Origin of the sequence: Streptococcus sp. 3109 (assembly GCF_013276905.1) — a bacterium.
Classification (GTDB): domain Bacteria; phylum Bacillota; class Bacilli; order Lactobacillales; family Streptococcaceae; genus Streptococcus.
Genome location: NZ_VMLY01000001.1, coordinates 145283 through 162457, shown reverse-complemented (window position 1 = coordinate 162457; position 17175 = coordinate 145283). Strand labels below are relative to the sequence as shown.

Here is a 17175-nt window from a genome sequence, read left to right as displayed (position 1 = left end):
GAAATGAAATGAAAATAGGAATTATTGCAGCTATGCCAGAAGAACTAGCTTATTTGGTCCAGCATTTAGAAAATGCCCAAGAGCAAGTTGTTTTGGGGAATACCTATCATACAGGCACCATTGCCTCTCATGAAGTCGTTCTTGTAGAAAGTGGAATTGGTAAGGTCATGTCTGCTATGAGTGTGGCGATTTTGGCTGATCATTTCCAAGTGGATGCTCTAATTAATACGGGATCTGCTGGAGCAGTAGCAGAGGGTATCGCTGTTGGGGATGTCGTGATTGCTGACAAGTTAGCCTATCATGATGTGGATGTCACAGCTTTTGGTTATGCTTATGGACAAATGGCGCAACAACCGCTTTATTTCGAATCAGACAAAATCTTTGTTGCCAAAATTCAAGAGAATCTATCTCAATTGGACCAGAACTGGCATCTTGGTTTGATTGCTACAGGAGATAGTTTTGTTGCAGGAAATGACAAGATAGAAGCGATTAAATCCCATTTCCCAGAAGTTTTAGCTGTTGAGATGGAGGGGGCAGCTATTGCTCAAGCAGCGCATGCCCTTAATCTTCCAGTTTTAGTTATTCGAGCTATGAGTGACAATGCCAACCATGAAGCAAACATCTCTTTTGATGAGTTTATTATCGAAGCTGGACGTCGCTCTGCCCAAGTCTTATTAGCCTTTTTGAAGGCCTTAAATTAAGCGAAAATTTGACAGTTTTTCTAGCTTATGATAAGATTTAAGTAAAGAAAAGCTAGAAAACGTTTCAGAGGATATTATGAGTATTGAAATGACCGTCAGTGAGATTGCAGAGGTCTTAGGATTATCTCGCCAAGCAATCAATAACCGTGTCAAAGAATTACCAGAAGAAGACACAGATAAAAATGACAAAGGGGTAACAGTCGTTACCAGAAGTGGCTTGATTAAGCTAGAAGAAATCTATAAAAAAACGATTTTTGAAGATGAGCCTGTCAGTGAAGATGTCAAGCAACGTGAACTGATGGAGATTCTAGTTGATGAGAAGAATGCAGAAATTCTTCGTCTCTATGAACAATTAAAAGCCAAGGATCGTCAGTTATCAGAAAAAGACGAGCAGATGCGTATCAAAGACCGTCAGATTGCTGAGAAAGACAAACAACTCGATCAGCAGCAACAATTGACCCTTCAAGCCATGAAGGATCAAGAAAATCTTAAGCTAGAGCTGGACCAAGCAAAAGAAGAAGTCCAATCCACTAAAAAAGGCTTTTTTGCTCGTTTATTTGGAGGATAATCAAGGAGCTGTTTAGGTTAAATGCTAACCTGATGGCTTCTTTTGTTTGTGAATAGTATAGTTGATTAGAACAGAGATAGTATAGGAGAGGTAGAAAATGGAACGATTAGAAGATTACATTGCTTTTGACTTAGAATTTAATCAGCATGAAGGACAAACACACTTGATTCAAGTATCGGCAGTGCGTTTTAGAGATGGTCAGGAAATCGATGCCTATGATTCCTATGTTCATACCAATGTACCTTTAAAAAGTTTTATCAATGGTTTGACAGGGATTACAGCTGAGACCTTAAAAGATGCTCCTTCAGTGGAGGAAGTCATAAAAGAATTCCAAGAGTTTGTGGGTTCTTTGCCGATGGTTGGGTACAACGCTGCTAAAAGTGATTTACCTATTCTAGCAGAGCATGGTTTAGATTATAGTCAGCAGTATAAGGTGGATTTGTATGATGAAGCTTTTGAACGTCGGAGCTCGGATTTACATGGTATTGCCAATCTCAAGTTGCAAACTGTTGCCTCATTTCTTGGATTTCAAGGTCAGTCCCATAATAGCTTGGAGGATGCTCGGATGACGGCGCGTGTGTATGAGTCCTTCCTAGAATCAGATCAAGCTAGAGAATTGTTAGAGACGGAAAGTAGCTTATCAAACAATCCTTTTGGTGGCTTGGACTTATCTCAATTATTTGACTAGGAGTGCCTATGAAACCTGAAAAACCTAAAAAATTGGGTTTTAAACAGATTTACCTCAATCTTGATAAAATCCTCTTTCTCTTTTTCTTGATTTTTATGATAGTGGAGTATTTGTGGGTACCATTCAATTCATGGTTGGCTAGCTTCTTATTAGATCAGACAGGTTATCTTTTTATTTCCTATAACAATGTCTTAGCCATCCTCACTCATTCTCCATTGATTAGTCTAGCTTTTTTAGCCTTGATTATCATTAACCTGCTGGTCGCTTATTTTCAAATAGGACTCCTCTTTATTGGTGCTCGTCATCTCCTCTATCATGAAAAGCGAAGGCTAATTGAGTATATCCGCAAGGTTTTCCATGAAAGTTTTGGATTTATGAAAAAGCTAACTTGCGCCAAAGCCTTGTTTATCTTTTTCTATATAGCTATGCTTTTTCCTTTTATACGGAAAATGCTGAAGATTTATTATCTCAATAAAATCGTCATTCCAGAGTTTATCCAAGATTATTTAGAAGATAAATATTGGATGTGGTGGCTGAGCATTCTACTTCTATCTCTTATCTTTCTCTATGTCTCTGTCAGATTGATGTTTGCCCTTCCGAAGATTGTATATGATCAGCTGACTGTTCGAGAAGCAGTGATGTTTAGTTTGGAGAAAACCAAGAAAAGAGTTGCTTTTTATGCTTGGAATTTATTTTATATCTTGCTCAAGGCAAATTTATTATTTTATCTTCCTTTGATTCCTTTGTTATTGGCTCAAACTTTGGTAGATGACATCACTCAGAGAGAGTCTCTGATTCTTGGTATTTTGAATTTTGTTGTGATTAAAAATCTTTATTATATGGCTCTGACTTATTTTTTGGTTAAATTTGTTTCATTTTTGACAGGAAAGGGGCTGGATATGCTTCCTAGGAGAGAAAAAGATCACATCATGCGATGGGGAGTCATGATTTGTGCCAGTCTTTTCTTTGCCTTAGAAGGTTATATTTATCTGGAGACTCCCATGGTTCATCTACCTCAGCTTATTTCTCACCGAGGGGTTTCCAATGCAAATGGGATTCAAAATACAGTAGAATCCTTGGAAACTACAGCACAACTCAAACCAGACTTGGTGGAGACGGACGTGCAGGAAACAAAAGATGGGCAGTTTGTCATGATGCATGATGCAAACTTGAAAAATCTAGCAGGTATCAATAAAAGTCCTCAAGACTTAAACTTGGAGGAGCTTAAAGGGATTGATATTTTTGAAAATGGCTACCAGGCTAAAATTTCAAGCTTTGAAGATTATCTCAGTCGAGCCAACGAACTTGGTCAAAAATTACTAATTGAAATTAAAACCAGTAAAAAAGATAGTCCAGACATGATGGACCGCTTTTTAGCCCGTTATGCTGCAAAGCTCAAGATTTATGGACATCAAATCCAGTCTTTAGACTACCATGTTGTTGAAAAAGTAAGACAGTATGATGCCGAACTGCCAGTTTATTTTATCATGCCCTACAATTCTGTCTTTCCTAAAACAAGGGCGACAGGATATACTATGGAGTACTCGACCTTGGATGAATATTTTGTAAGCAAACTATGGACAACAGATCAGAAACTTTATGTATGGACTGTCAATGATTCAGAAGCTATCAGCAAATCTCTTCACTTAGGAGTAGATGGAGTGATTACAGATGATTTGGAAAAGGTTCAGTGGGAAATAGAAGTAGCCCAAGAAGATCCAGAATATACGGATTTGCTCTTGAAAAAAGCTTTGGAATTCTTTGAATTTTAGTAATAAAAAAGAGGAACAACTATTCCTCCCATGATAGGTAAGTATTCTTGTGAATGCTTGCTTTTTTGTGGTTGCAATTCGTTTACGATAAATGTATGTCTTGTTTTTATTTCAATCAACTTTATAGTAATTTGAGATTGGAATAGTACATTACAACTTCTAAAATGGTACTAAAAATTGGGAAAATTCCTTTATTCTCTATATCCATTAGAAAGAATTGATTAAAAATTAGGAGATTTTTAATTTCTTTTCCGAATAAATAGATAGAAGCATCAAATCTAGTAAATTAGATTAAAAAATGTGCTATAATGAAAGGAGAAGAAATATGACTGTACGTCATCCGGGCATTAGCCCGACCAACGATTTGGTTGCTAAGAAAATTTTTAGCAATCCAGAAATCACTTGTCAATTTATTCGCGATATGCTGGACTTGCCAGCAAAAAATGTAACCATTTTGGAGGGAAGCAATATTCATGTACTACCTTCTCTGCCTTATTCAGCCCAAGATTTCTATACCAGTATAGACGTTTTAGCTGAACTAGACAATGGCACTCAAGTTATCATTGAGATTCAAGTTCATCATCAAAATTTTTTCATCAATCGCCTGTGGGCTTACTTGTGCAGTCAGGTCAATCAAAACCTAGAAAAAATTCGCCAACAAGAAGGCAATACTCATCAAAGTTACAAACATATCGCTCCTGTCTACGCCATTGCAATTGTAGACAGCAACTACTTCCAAGATGACTTAGCTTTTCACAGTTTCAGTATGCGCGAGGACACGACAGGTGAAGTCTTAACTATCACAAATAACGGTCAAGAAAACCATCTAGTCAAAATGGCGTTCTTAGAACTAAAAAAATATAGAGAAACCAGCAAAGACAAGGTTCGCAAGCCGTGGTTGGAGTTTTTCGGCAACAAGCCCTTTACCCAGCAACCCGAGCGAGCTATCAGCCAAGCAGATCAACTGCTGGACTATAAGAGCTGGTCCGAGGAGGACAGGAAGATGTTTAGCCAACTACGTATGCGAGAAGAACAAGCCTTGTTAGCGCAGGACTATGCCTTGGAACAAGCTGAGGAAAAAGGTTTAGAGAGAGGTCGTGCAGAAGGCGGTTTCGCGATGTTAGCAAATCTAGTTCGCCAACATGTATTAAGCACTGAATTTGCCAGCCAACAGCTGGGTATGACTGTGGCTGAGTTTGAGGTACTGTTGAAAGAACATGAGTGAGAAATCTGTAAATATTATACGATATGAAAACAATTAAAAAGAATAGCTAAATTTCTTGATGGAAAAGAGATTAGCTATCTTTTTTGTTAGGAAAGTTTGAACTTTTCACTTTCTTTTCCGAATAAATAGATAGAAGCATCGAATCTAGTAAATTAGATTAAAAAATGTGATATAATGAAAGGAGAAGAAATATGACTGTACGTCATCCGGGCATCAGCCCGACTAATGACTTGGTAGCTAAGAAAATCTTTAGCAATCCAGAAATCACTTGTCAATTTATCCGCGATATGCTGGATTTACCAGCAAAAAATGTGACGATTTTGGAGGGAAGTAATATTCATGTCTTGCCTTCTCTACCCTACTCGGCTCAGGACTTCTATACCAGTATAGACGTCTTGGCGGAGTTGGATAATGAAACCCAAGTAATCATTGAAATCCAAGTCCACCATCAGAATTTTTTCATCAATCGCCTGTGGGCTTATCTGTGTAGTCAGGTCAATCAAAATCTCGAAAAAATTCGTCAGCGTGAAGGTGATACCCACCAGAGTTACAAGCATATCGCACCTGTTTATGCAATAGCTATTGTGGATAGTAATTATTTCCAAGATGATCTAGCTTTCCACAGTTTCAGTATGCGCGAAGACACGACAGGTGAAGTCTTAACCATCACAAACAATGGACAAGAAAACCATCTAGTCAAGATGGCATTCTTGGAATTAAAGAAATACAGAGAAACCAGCAAAGACGAGGTTCGCAAGCCGTGGTTGGAGTTTTTTGGGAACAAGCCCTTTACTCAACAACCCGAGCGAGCTATTAGTCAAGCAGACCAACTGCTAGATTACAAGAGCTGGTCCGAGGAGGACAGAAAAATGTTTAGTCAACTACGTATGCGCGAAGAACAAGCCTTGTTAGCGCAGGACTATGCCTTGGAACAAGCAGAGGAAAAAGGTTTAGAGCGTGGTCTTGAACGTGGTCTTGAACGTGGTCGTGCAGAGGGTCTTGAACAGGGACTGGAGCGTGGGAAAGTCGAAGGAAGTTTGTCCATGCTACTAAATCTAGTCCGTCAAGGTATTCTAACTTCTGAGGTTGCCAGTCAGCAACTGGGCATGACTGTCTCTGAGTTTGAAGAATTATTGAAAGACGATCATAAATAAGACCTAAAAAATACAGAGAAACCAGCAAAGACGAGGTTCGCAAACCATGGTTAGAGTTTTTCGGGAATAAACCCTTTACCCAACAACCTGAGCGAGCTATCAGCCAGGCAGACCAACTGCTGGACTACAAGAGCTGGTCCGAGGAGGACAGGAAGATGTTTAGTCAACTACGTATGCGCGAAGAACAGGCATTGTTGGCACAGGACTATGCTTTGGAACAAGCTGAGGAAAAGGGCTTAGAACGTGGTCTTGAACGTGGTCGTGCAGAGGGTCTTGAACAGGGACTGGAGCGTGGGAAAGTCGAAGGAAGTTTGTCCATGCTACTAAATCTAGTCCGTCAAGGTCTTTTGACATCTGAGGTTGCGAGCGAGCAATTGGAAATGACTGTCACTGAGTTTGAGACATTGTTGTAAAATCAGCAATAATGGTCAAGCACACCATCTAGCCAAGGTGTGCTTTTTGTACTAAAAGACAGGCAAGCGTTTTTGCTTTAGTCTCTTTATCCTTTATCTCTTCTTTGGCTCCTATTTATTTGTAGGAATTTTGGAGAGACTTTGGGTATGGTTTTGCTATCGGCCTTTCTCTTGCTTCTCTCCTATATTTATCTGGGCTTTTATGAGTCTGGCTATGGCTGATTTTTGTCATGGTTAGTCTACCTCTGCTACTCGACAAAGCTGGGAGAGCCTACATCAAGTGATTTGGGATAGGAGTTATATCAAATAATATCTCAGGATTTCTGATTTTTCGGAGAGCCTGTTTTTTTATTTGCTGAGTCTAGGATAGGTCTTTCTGGCGATGGATAGCAAGACGAACAGTTTCGTTTGAATGTCATATAAATTTAAAATTTCTGAAAATAATGGAAAATATACTAAATTTACAAATAAGTAGCCTCTAAATCCTTTAAAATAAGCCTTGTGCATATATATATATATATATAATTATCGATTTTCTAAAACAAAGTGAGGTTGAAGGAAAGGAACTAAGTTGATATAATGAAGTGTTAGTAAACAATGGGTTTTTTGTCATTTGTTTAAGATGAAAAAAGGTCATGTTTTCCTGTTTTTATTGCGAGTTGATGCCTGTATGAACATGGCTAGAGGAGCAAAGACAGGGTAGAAAGAAAGGAAAAACTATGAAACAGTTTAAAATGAATGAGCGCCAACGCTTTTCTATACGCAAGTTTTCAATTGGAGCAGCCTCAGTCTTGCTAGGGTCTGTCTTTTTTGTGGCTAATCCAGCGACAGAAGTTCAGGCGGCGGAAGCAAATACAGAAGTGGTCAGTCAGGATGGAAATGGCAACACTGGGAATCCATCTGTCTTACCGCCATCAGATACAAGCAATCAAAATCTTAACGTAGAACAAGAAGGAGCTAAACCAAACACTCAAGCGACAGAGAGAAAAGAGCAAGACAGCCAAGCTAAAGATGGTGAAGGAAAAGCTGAGGAAACAGTAGAGAATAAAGGTGACGAAAAAGTTGATGGTGTAGTTAAACCTGTGTCTGGTGAATCATCTCCCGTGTCCGAGGTAGAAAAAGATAAAAAAGAAGCTCAACCAGAGTTGGAAGAAAAATCCTTAACTGACAAAGAAGAAGCTGTGGTAGCAGATAAGACAGAGCAATCTCAAGAAGAAGACGGGTATCAGTTATATGATAAATTGATAGATGCATCTAAAAGATTGAAAGAATCTAATCCTGAGTCTGCAGTAGCTTTTAAAAACTTAGCCGATACTATCAACGAAAAGTTAGGACTTTCAGACGACGGAAAGATTTCTGGAGAACTTGTCGAAAAAGCTCACAAGTTACTGGATGGTAATCAAGTGATGATGTCAAAAAATGATAGTGAGGAAAATTCTGAGGAAAGAGGAGTTCATGTAAGAAAAAGACGGAATATAACAGGATTAACAATTGGGAGATGGAATGCAGTACGTAAACAAATAGAGGTTTCTAATATACTAGTAGTACCAGGTGGAGATAGAGTATTTGGTAATATTTTGAAAATTAGTGCTAAATCAAATCATGAGAAAATTACTAGCATATCTGTAACTGGTCATGAAAACATGGGTTTAAAGGTCGCATCTTCTGTCAATGGGAGTGAAGCATCTTTGACTTTCGACGGAACTACTCCGCGCAGTGGTCAGTATTTATTGAATGTAACAGTAACTACTTCAAGTGGTAGTCAGACGACACAATTTGGATACTATCTCCCTTTTCAGAAGCCGACTATTAATACACCAAATGATAGTACAGATGCAAGTGTCCCGAGCTTAGCAGGTAAAGCTAATGAAAAACCTAATATTGATGTGACAATTCCTTATGTTCCTAAATTACCTAATGGCGCAAAGATGAAAGTATATTTGGTAACCGGAGGTTCGGATATTTCTAATTATGGAGGGAGTCCGGATGGATTAGCTTATCCGGAAGGTTATAATATACTTGCCTCTAAAGATATATCTCCTAATAATGATGGGGATGGTTCTGCACGCAAAATTACTATTACCCAGTCTGATTATAAGCCTGGAGTTAATAAGATAGGAACAGATAAATTTAGAGCGCTCACTGTTATCGAAGTAAATAATAACGTAAACGATGGTAATCCACGAGAACGTGGTTCCTGGTTTAGTGATGAAAGAAGAGCGACAGCACCAGTAGTTAAAGAAGCAACACCTGAAAAACCAACAGTTGCCTCTAGCGAAGCGAATGCCAATGTAACGGTAACACCAAGTGCGAATGCAGACCATGTAGAAATTAGCATTGGAAGCGACAAAGTTGTAGCTACGAAATCAGGGTCAAGCTGGAGCCTAACACCAACAAAATCAGGTGTCAGCATTGATGGAGTAAGTGGTATTGTTACAATTTCCCATAATGCGGCTAGTGCAGGAACTCAAGTAAGTGCGACAGCTAAACATGGTAATAGTGAAGTTAGTGCTTCTTCAACACCAGTCAGCTTACCAGCTAGACGATATTATCCAATTCCTGATTCATATAACGCAACACCTCAACCTTCTACTCCTACTCAGCCAGATCAAGGAGCTACTGAGACTCCAACAGCTCCATCTGAGCCAGCTCCACAACCGTCTCAATCAGCAGCTCCGAGTCAACCTGCAAGTCCTGCTCCAGCTCCAAGTTCAGCTCCGACTCAAGCACCTAGAGCGGTAGCAAGTCCTTCGGCTAGCTCAACGAGCACGCAAGCACCTGCTCCAGCTCCAGAGCAAGTTGACAAGTCTAAACTTCGTGCCTTGACTCAAGAGTTAGACCAACGCTTGAAAGCTTTGGCAACAGTATCTGATCCGAAAATCGATGCAGCCAAAGCTGTCCTCCTAGATGCTCAAAAAGCTCTGGAAGATAGTGCCTTGACAGAGCAAGGTTTGCGTACTGCAGTAGAGTCTGTGAAGGCTGCCTTGGACTCTCTTAAAGATGTGAAAGCAAATGCTAGCGACAGCAAGCCTACACAGGACAAGAAGGATGCCAAACAAGGAACGGAAGATAGTAAGGATTCAGATAAGATGACTGAAACAAACTCAGTTCCAGCAGGAGTGATTGTAGTCGGTCTACTCGCCCTTCTAGGTGTGATTGCCTTCTGGTTGGTTCGCCGTAAGAAAGAGTCAGAAATCCAGCAATTAAGCACGGAATTGACCAAGGTTCTAGGACAGCTAGATGCAGAAAAAGTAGATAAAAAAGTCCTTGCCAAAGCCAAAAAACTTCTCCAAGAAACCCTTGATTTCGTGAAAGAGGAAAATGGTTCAGCAGAGACAGAAGCTAAACTAGTAGAGGAGCTTAAAGCAATCCTTGCCAAACTCAAGTAAAACATGATTTATGAAATGTCAGACCTAAAAGACATTTTCGTTCACAAAAGCAGCGACGAGTAACCCTTGTCGTTGCTTTTTGCCTATTTTGGGGATAAGATCCGCCTTGACTAGCAAAAGAAAAGATTAGTCCAATAGTGCCCGATACGATTTTGCGTAGCAGAAAGCATACAAATTAAATTGAATATAGTAAAATAGGATTAGAAATCTTAAGAAAGTTGGTTCTTTATTGGAAACGCTAGTATTTTCAATCTCCGTTTTTCTAGCAGGGGTCTTGTCCTTCTTTTCTCCCTGTATTTTTCCACTTCTGCCAGTTTATGCTGGGATTTTATTGGATGATCAGGAAAGCGCAAAAAGTTTTTCTTTGTTTGGGAGAAAGGTTCTCTGGTCAGGTTTGATTCGAACACTTTGCTTTATTGCAGGTATCTCTCTCATTTTCTTTATTCTAGGCTTTGGTGCAGGTTACTTTGGTCATATTCTCTATGCAAATTGGTTTCGATATGTCATGGGAGCTATTATTATCATTTTGGGTCTTCACCAGATGGAAATTTTTCATTTTAAGAAATTAGAGGTTCAAAAAAGCTTTACTTTTAAGAAATCAGAAGTCAATCGTTATTGGTCAGCATTTTTACTCGGTATTACTTTTAGCTTTGGTTGGACACCTTGTATCGGTCCAGTTTTAAGTTCTGTTTTAGCGTTTGCGGCTTCTGGAGGCAATGGCGCTTGGCAAGGTGCTATCTATACCTTGATTTACACTCTAGGGATGGCCCTTCCTTTCTTGGTCTTGGCACTAGCTTCAGGAGTAGTCATGCCTTATTTTAGTAAAATCAAGCGCCATATGATGCTACTGAAGAAAATTGGTGGTTTCCTCATTATTTTAATGGGAATTTTGTTAATACTAGGACAAGTAAATGTTCTAGCTGGAATTTTTGAATAAAGGAGAACAAATGAAAAAAGTAATGTTTGCTGGCTTAAGCCTCTTGTCATTAGTCGTATTGATGGCTTGTGGTGAGGAAGAGACTAAAAAAACTCAAGCCCCACAACAGCCAAAACAAGAAACGACTGTACAACAAATTGCTGTTGGAAAAGAAGCTCCAGACTTCACCTTGCAATCCATGGATGGCAAAGAAGTTAAGTTATCTGATTATAAGGGTAAAAAAGTCTATTTGAAGTTTTGGGCTTCCTGGTGTGGTCCATGTAAGAAAAGTATGCCAGAGTTGATGGAATTAGCTGCAAAACCAGATCGTGATTTTGAAATTCTTAGTGTCATTGCACCAGGAATTCAAGGTGAAAAAACTGTTGAGCAATTCCCACAATGGTTCCAAGATCAAGGCTATAAGGATATCCCAGTTCTTTATGATACCAAGGCAACCACCTTCCAAGCTTATCAAATTCGAAGCATTCCTACAGAATACCTAATTGATAGTCAAGGGAAGATTGGAAAGATTCAATTTGGTGTCATCAGCAACGCAGATGCAGAAGCGGCCTTTAAAGAAATGAACTAGAAACGATAAAAATCTGATTACAAGAGAGTAGTCAGATTTTTTTAGAAAAATGTTTTATAAATATTCACAAATATCCTATATTTATGGTAAAATAGAATCATCATTTTATTTAGGAGTCAAAGATGAATATATTTAGAACAAAGAATGTAAGTTTGGATAAAACGGAGATGCACAGGCATTTGAAGTTATGGGATCTGATTTTGCTGGGTATCGGAGCCATGGTAGGGACAGGTGTCTTTACAATTACAGGTACTGCAGCTGCAACGCTTGCTGGTCCAGCCCTAGTGATTTCAATCGTCATTTCTGCCTTGTGTGTGGGATTATCAGCCCTCTTTTTTGCAGAATTTGCTTCACGAGTACCCGCCACAGGTGGTGCCTACAGCTATCTCTATGCTATCTTAGGAGAATTCCCAGCTTGGTTGGCTGGCTGGTTAACCATGATGGAATTCATGACAGCCATATCTGGTGTGGCTTCGGGTTGGGCAGCTTATTTTAAAGGCTTGCTCTCTCAATACGGGATAGCCCTTCCTCAGGCTTTAAATGGTACCTTTAATCCTCAAGCAGGGACATTTGTTGATTTATTGCCTATTCTTGTTTTGGTCTTGGTGACCTCGCTTGTTTTACTCAATGCTAAAGCAGCCTTACGCTTTAACTCAATTCTAGTTATTTTGAAATTTTCCGCTTTAGCTCTCTTTATTTTGGTGGGAATTTGGCATATCAAACTTGATAATTGGAGCAATTTTGCTCCTTACGGTTTTGGACAAATCTATGGCGCTAGTACCGGTATCATGGCTGGTGCCTCCTTGATGTTCTTCGGTTTTTTGGGATTTGAATCCATCTCTATGGCCGTAGATGAGGTCAAGACTCCTCAAAAAAATATTCCTAGAGGGATTGTCTTATCGCTTTCTATTGTAACTATTCTCTATGCCTTGGTGACCCTTGTCTTAACTGGTGTGGTTCACTATAGTCATCTAAATGTTGACGATGCCGTTGCCTTTGCCCTTCGTAGTGTTGGGATTAGTTGGGCAGCCAACTATGTGTCATTGGTGGCTATCTTGACCTTGATTACAGTTTGTATTTCGATGACCTATGCTCTATCACGTATGATTTACAGTTTAGCGCGCGATGGCTTAATGCCTGCTGCCTTTAAAGAACTGACCAAAACAAGCAAGGTACCAAAAAATGCTACTATTTTAACAGGTCTAGCTTCAGCAGTAGCAGCAGGAATGTTCCCTCTTGCTAGTATCGCAGCCTTCTTAAATATTTGTACCTTGGCCTACTTGATCATGCTGGCTTATGGTTTGATTCGCTTACGGAAAGAAAAGGGGATGCCCAAAGCTGGAGAATTTAAAACACCACTGGTACCTCTGTTACCAATTTTATCAATCATCATTTGTTTATCCTTTATGTTACAGTATAATATGGAAACTTGGATTGCTTTCCTGATTACCTTGTTGATAGGAAGTATTATTTACTTCACTTATGGTTATAAGCATTCTACCATAGAAGAATAAAGTGAGAATCTGTTGAGTTGTTGAAACTCAGCAGATTTTTATATGTGAAAGAAATTTCAAATTTTTTCTAAAAATATCTTGACAGATTAAATTTTTAGGAGTAGAATGTTTACTAGTTAATTAAACGGTTAAGGAGTTGTTCATGAAGAAACAAAATTTATTTTTAGTCTTGTTAAGTGTTTTTCTTTTATTGCTGGGAGCCTGTGGTCAAAAGGAAAGCCAGACAGGAAAGGGGATGAAAATTGTGACCAGTTTTTATCCTATCTACGCTATGGTTAAGGAAGTATCTGGTGACTTGAATGATGTTCGGATGATTCAGTCAAGTAGTGGGATTCACTCCTTTGAGCCTTCGGCAAATGACATCGCGGCCATCTATGACGCGGATGTATTTGTTTACCATTCTCATACACTCGAATCTTGGGCAGGAAGTTTAGATCCCAATCTAAAAAAATCTAAAGTGAAGGTTTTAGAGGCTTCTGAGGGAATGACCTTGGAACGTATCCCTGGGCTAGAAGATGTGGAAGCAGGGGATGGAGTTGATGAAAAAACGCTCTATGATCCTCACACTTGGCTAGATCCTGAAAAAGCTGGCGAAGAAGCTCAGATTATCGCTGATAAACTTTCAGAGGTGGATAGTGAGCATAAAGAAACTTACCAGAAAAATGCGCAAGCCTTTATCAAAAAAGCTCAAGAACTAACTAAGAAATTCCAGCCTAAATTTGAAAAAGCGAGTCAGAAAACCTTTGTAACACAACATACAGCCTTTTCTTATTTAGCGAAGCGATTTGGACTTCATCAACTTGGTATTGCAGGCATCTCTCCTGAACAAGAACCAAGTCCACGACAACTAACAGAAATTCAGGAATTTGTTAAAACCTATAAGGTTAAAACGATTTTTACAGAAAGTAATGCTTCTTCAAAAGTAGCTGAAACTCTTGTTAAATCAACAGGTGTAGGTCTTAAAACTCTGAATCCTTTAGAGGCAGACCCACAAAATGACAAGACTTATTTAGAAAATCTTGAAGAAAATATAAGTGTTTTAGCAGAAGAATTAAAGTGAGGAAAGAATGAAAATCAATAAAAAATATGTAGCAGGTTCAGTGGCAGTTCTTGCCCTAAGTGTTTGTTCCTATGAACTTGGTCGTTACCAAGCTGGTCAGGCTAAGAAAGAGTCTAATCGAGTTGCTTATATAGACGGTGATCAGGCTGGTCAAAAGGCAGAAAATTTGACACCAGATGAAGTCAGTAAGAGAGAGGGAATCAACGCCGAACAAATTGTTATCAAGATTACGGATCAAGGTTATGTGACCTCTCATGGAGACCATTATCATTACTATAATGGTAAGGTTCCTTATGATGCCATCATCAGTGAAGAACTTCTCATGAAAGATCCGAATTATCAGTTGAAGGATTCAGACATTGTCAATGAAATCAAGGGTGGTTATGTGATTAAGGTAAACGGTAAATACTATGTTTACCTTAAAGATGCGGCCCATGCGGACAATATTCGGACAAAAGAAGAGATTAAACGTCAGAAGCAAGAACACAGTCATAATCATAATTCAAGCACAGATAATGCTGTTGCTGTAGCCAGATCCCAAGGACGCTATACAACGGATGATGGTTATATCTTTAATGCCTCTGATATTATTGAGGATACGGGTGATGCTTATATTGTTCCTCATGGTAATCACTTCCACTATATTCCTAAGAGTGATTTGTCTGCCAGTGAATTAGCTGCCGCTCAAGCCTTCTTATCTGGAAAAGGCGGTCAATTAAGTACGGTTGAATATCGTTCAAGCAGGGGAGAAACAAGATCTAGTGTGAGAACGAGTCAATCTGAGACACCTCAAAATCCTGCAACAGATTCTGAAAGTCAAAGTGAGGACTTAGCTAGTCTCCTTCAAGAATTGTACGCTTTGCCACTTAGCCAACGTCATGTGGAGTCTGATGGATTAGTATTTGACCCAGCACAGATTATAAAACGTACAGCAAATGGTGTGGCAGTTCCTCACGGGGATCATTTCCATTTCATTCCTTATTCACAAATGTCTGCCTTGGAAGAAAAATTGGCTCGAAATCTACCAATTGGAGGTCAGCCAGTTCAAGGTCATGCTGATAATACAAAATCAAGCAGTCCTGCGAAACCAAGTTCAACCATTAAACCAAACTTTAATCTCAATACGCAAGCATCGAATCGAGGAACTGGAGGCGCCTATACAACGGATGATGGATATGTATTTAGTCCGTCAGATGTGATTGAAGATACAGGAGACGCTTTTATTGTACCGCACGGCAACCATTTTCACTATATACCAAAAGGCGCTTTGTCAGCAGGAGAATTGGCTGCTGCTCAAGCCTATTGGAATGGGAAGCAGGGGTCTCGTCCTTCTTCAAGTTTTAGTCATAATGCAAACCCAGCTCAACCAAGCTTGTCAGAGAACCACAATCTAACTGTCACTCCAACTTATCATCAGAATCAAGGGGAAGATATTTCAAGCCTTTTACGTGAATTGTATGCCAAACCTTTGTCAGAACGCCATGTAGAATCGGATGGCTTGGTATTCGACCCAGCACAAATAACAGATCGTACAGCAAATGGTGTTGCTGTGCCTCACGGAAATCATTATCACTTTATCCCTTATTCACAAATGTCTGATTTAGAGCAGAAGATTGCAAGAATGATTCTGTTAAAAGGGCAAAATGGTGCAGTCGTGCCAGGAATGCATTATTTGAAACCAGTGCCAAAACCGCAAGTTCAACCATCAACTGAGAGAAAACAAACTAATTTTGCAGTAGAACAGGTTGTTAGAAAAGTTGGGGAAGGCTATGTTGTGGAAATTGCTGGTGTCAGTCACTATGTTTTTGCTAAAGACTTGGCTAAGGATAAGATTGATGCTATTGAAAATCTCTTGTCTAAGAAAACTCAAGAGACACATGCTCTAGTTGCGAAGAAAGAAAACGTCTCTTCTCGTGACAAAGAATTTTATGATAAAGCTTATAATCTGTTAACCCAGGCTCATAAAGCCTTGTCTGAAAATAAGGGGCGTGCTGTTGATTTCCAAGCCTTAGACAAATTAGCAGAACGCTTGAATAATGAATCTTCTAATAATAAAGTAAAATTGGTAGATGATTTATTGGCATTTCTAGCACCAATTACCCACCCAGAACGCCTTGGCAAACCAAATGCTCAAATTGCCTATACAAACGATGAAATTAAATTAGCGAAATTAGCAGGTAAATATACAACCTCAGATGGCTACATTTTTGACGAACATGATATTGAAAGTGATGCAGGAAATGCCTACGTCACTCCACACTTGAACCATAGCCACTGGATTAAAAAAGACAGCTTATCTGAAGCTGAAAGGGCAGCAGCTCAGGCTTATGCTAAAGAAAAAGGCTTACAAGCTCCAAATTCTACTGAAGCAAAACCAGAGGCAACAGGGACAGAAGCTATCTATAACCGCGTAAAAGCTGAGAACAAGGTACCATTAGAAAAAATACCAAATCATTTACAGTATACTGTAGCTGTACAGAATGGTTACTTTATAATTCCTCACTTTGATCACTATCATAATCTTAAGTTTGCATGGTTTGACGAAGGACTCTATAAGGCACCTGAGGGTTATACCTTAGAAGATTTATTTGCGACTGTAAAATACTACGTTGAACATCCGGACCAACGTCCTCATTCAGATAATGGTTGGGGTAATGCTAGCGACCATGTTCGTAAAAATAAGGCAGACCAAGACGGTAAACCTGATGAAAATAAGGAACATGATGAAGTAAGTGAGCCAACTCGCCCTGAATCTGATGAAAAAGAGAATCACGCTGGTTTAAATCCTTCAGCAGATAATCTTTATAAACCGAGCACTGATGAAGACGAGACAGAGGAAGAAGCTGAAGATACTACAGAAGAGCCAGAAGTCCATCAAGTAGAGACTGCAAAAGTAGAAGCTAAACTCAAAGAAGTAGAAACTTTACTTGATAAAGTAACGGATGCTAGTCTGAAAGCTACTGCGACTGAAACCCTGGCTAGTTTACGAGGTAACTTGAGCCTGCAAACCATGGATAATAATGACATCATGACAGAGGCAGAAAAATTACTTGCTTTGTTAAAAGGTAGTGAGTCAATTGAGACGAAGCCAGAAGCATAAGTTTATCCTATTAAATCGATATAATGTAAGAGTCAGTAGTAATACTGGCTTTTATTTTTTTAAATGATATAAAAATCTTGACAGAT

General features: G+C 39.2%; 12 protein-coding genes and 3 pseudogenes. All 15 read left to right on the top strand.

The window, feature by feature from the left end; genetic code table 11:
* The first annotated feature begins 8 nt into the window (after nt 1-8).
* The 15 genes and pseudogenes from HT698_RS00920 to HT698_RS00850 all read left to right on the top strand — a co-directional run bounded on the left by HT698_RS00920 (nt 9) and on the right by HT698_RS00850 (nt 17089).
* The gene (locus HT698_RS00920) at nt 9-701 is read left to right on the top strand and encodes a 5'-methylthioadenosine/adenosylhomocysteine nucleosidase (protein ID WP_173218316.1); all 693 of its coding nucleotides are present in this window, start codon (nt 9-11) and stop codon (nt 699-701) included.
* 76 nt (nt 702-777) lie between these two features.
* Entirely contained in the window at nt 778-1269 is a 492-nt protein-coding gene (gene rocS / locus HT698_RS00915; RefSeq protein WP_000021242.1) for a chromosome segregation protein RocS, read from the top strand.
* Between the two features lie 97 nt (nt 1270-1366).
* Nucleotides 1367-1957 (top strand): 3'-5' exonuclease, encoded by a 591-nt coding sequence (locus HT698_RS00910; RefSeq protein WP_173218318.1) that lies wholly within the window; start codon nt 1367-1369, stop codon nt 1955-1957.
* An 8-nt stretch (nt 1958-1965) separates the two neighbouring features.
* Nucleotides 1966-3729, top strand: coding sequence for a glycerophosphodiester phosphodiesterase (locus HT698_RS00905; protein WP_173218320.1), 1764 nt, complete (start codon nt 1966-1968; stop codon nt 3727-3729).
* 325 nt (nt 3730-4054) lie between these two features.
* Nucleotides 4055-4954 carry an Rpn family recombination-promoting nuclease/putative transposase gene (locus HT698_RS00900; RefSeq protein ID WP_173218323.1) on the top strand — a complete coding sequence of 300 codons (900 nt, stop codon included), beginning with the start codon at nt 4055-4057 and terminating at the stop codon, nt 4952-4954.
* Between the two features lie 191 nt (nt 4955-5145).
* The gene (locus HT698_RS00895; protein WP_173218325.1) at nt 5146-6108 is read left to right on the top strand and encodes an Rpn family recombination-promoting nuclease/putative transposase; all 963 of its coding nucleotides are present in this window, start codon (nt 5146-5148) and stop codon (nt 6106-6108) included.
* Between the two features lie 5 nt (nt 6109-6113).
* Nucleotides 6114-6521, top strand: a pseudogene (locus HT698_RS00890) (hypothetical protein); the annotation flags it as partial.
* 719 nt (nt 6522-7240) lie between these two features.
* Nucleotides 7241-7357: pseudogene (locus tag HT698_RS10450) on the top strand (YSIRK-type signal peptide-containing protein); the annotation flags it as partial.
* 1902 nt (nt 7358-9259) lie between these two features.
* Nucleotides 9260-9466 (top strand): annotated as a pseudogene (locus HT698_RS00880) (hypothetical protein); the annotation flags it as partial.
* 27 nt (nt 9467-9493) lie between these two features.
* The gene (locus HT698_RS00875) at nt 9494-9910 is read left to right on the top strand and encodes an LPXTG cell wall anchor domain-containing protein (protein ID WP_173218515.1); all 417 of its coding nucleotides are present in this window, start codon (nt 9494-9496) and stop codon (nt 9908-9910) included.
* Between the two features lie 229 nt (nt 9911-10139).
* A complete protein-coding gene (gene ccdA2 / locus HT698_RS00870) occupies nt 10140-10847 on the top strand; it encodes a thiol-disulfide oxidoreductase-associated membrane protein CcdA2 (RefSeq protein ID WP_173218327.1) in 708 nt (235 codons plus the stop codon).
* Nucleotides 10848-10857: 10 nt separating this feature from the next.
* Nucleotides 10858-11415 (top strand): thiol-disulfide oxidoreductase-associated lipoprotein SdbB, encoded by a 558-nt coding sequence (gene sdbB / locus HT698_RS00865; RefSeq protein WP_173218329.1) that lies wholly within the window; start codon nt 10858-10860, stop codon nt 11413-11415.
* Nucleotides 11416-11537: 122 nt separating this feature from the next.
* Complete coding sequence (locus HT698_RS00860; RefSeq protein WP_173218331.1) at nt 11538-12929, top strand: amino acid permease; 1392 nt, start codon at nt 11538-11540, stop codon at nt 12927-12929.
* A gap of 142 nt (nt 12930-13071) precedes the next feature.
* Nucleotides 13072-13989, top strand: a complete 918-nt coding sequence (gene adcAII, locus HT698_RS00855) for a zinc-binding lipoprotein AdcAII (protein WP_173218333.1) — start codon at nt 13072-13074, stop codon at nt 13987-13989.
* Between the two features lie 7 nt (nt 13990-13996).
* Complete coding sequence (locus tag HT698_RS00850) at nt 13997-17089, top strand: pneumococcal-type histidine triad protein (protein ID WP_173218335.1); 3093 nt, start codon at nt 13997-13999, stop codon at nt 17087-17089.
* The last annotated feature ends 86 nt before the right edge of the window (nt 17090-17175 follow it).

Excerpts from the sequence above, each read along its gene's own strand:
- HT698_RS00910 (WP_173218318.1), top strand. The coding sequence starts at position 1,367 with ATGGAACGATTAGAAGATTACATTGCTTTTGACTTAGAATTTAATCAG.
- adcAII (WP_173218333.1), top strand. The coding sequence starts at position 13,072 with ATGAAGAAACAAAATTTATTTTTAGTCTTGTTAAGTGTTTTTCTTTTA.
- HT698_RS00895 (WP_173218325.1), top strand. The coding sequence starts at position 5,146 with ATGACTGTACGTCATCCGGGCATCAGCCCGACTAATGACTTGGTAGCT.
- rocS (WP_000021242.1), top strand. The coding sequence starts at position 778 with ATGAGTATTGAAATGACCGTCAGTGAGATTGCAGAGGTCTTAGGATTA.
- HT698_RS00920 (WP_173218316.1), top strand. The coding sequence starts at position 9 with ATGAAAATAGGAATTATTGCAGCTATGCCAGAAGAACTAGCTTATTTG.
- HT698_RS00905 (WP_173218320.1), top strand. The coding sequence starts at position 1,966 with ATGAAACCTGAAAAACCTAAAAAATTGGGTTTTAAACAGATTTACCTC.
- sdbB (WP_173218329.1), top strand. The coding sequence starts at position 10,858 with ATGAAAAAAGTAATGTTTGCTGGCTTAAGCCTCTTGTCATTAGTCGTA.
- HT698_RS00860 (WP_173218331.1), top strand. The coding sequence starts at position 11,538 with ATGAATATATTTAGAACAAAGAATGTAAGTTTGGATAAAACGGAGATG.
- HT698_RS00900 (WP_173218323.1), top strand. The coding sequence starts at position 4,055 with ATGACTGTACGTCATCCGGGCATTAGCCCGACCAACGATTTGGTTGCT.
- HT698_RS00850 (WP_173218335.1), top strand. The coding sequence starts at position 13,997 with ATGAAAATCAATAAAAAATATGTAGCAGGTTCAGTGGCAGTTCTTGCC.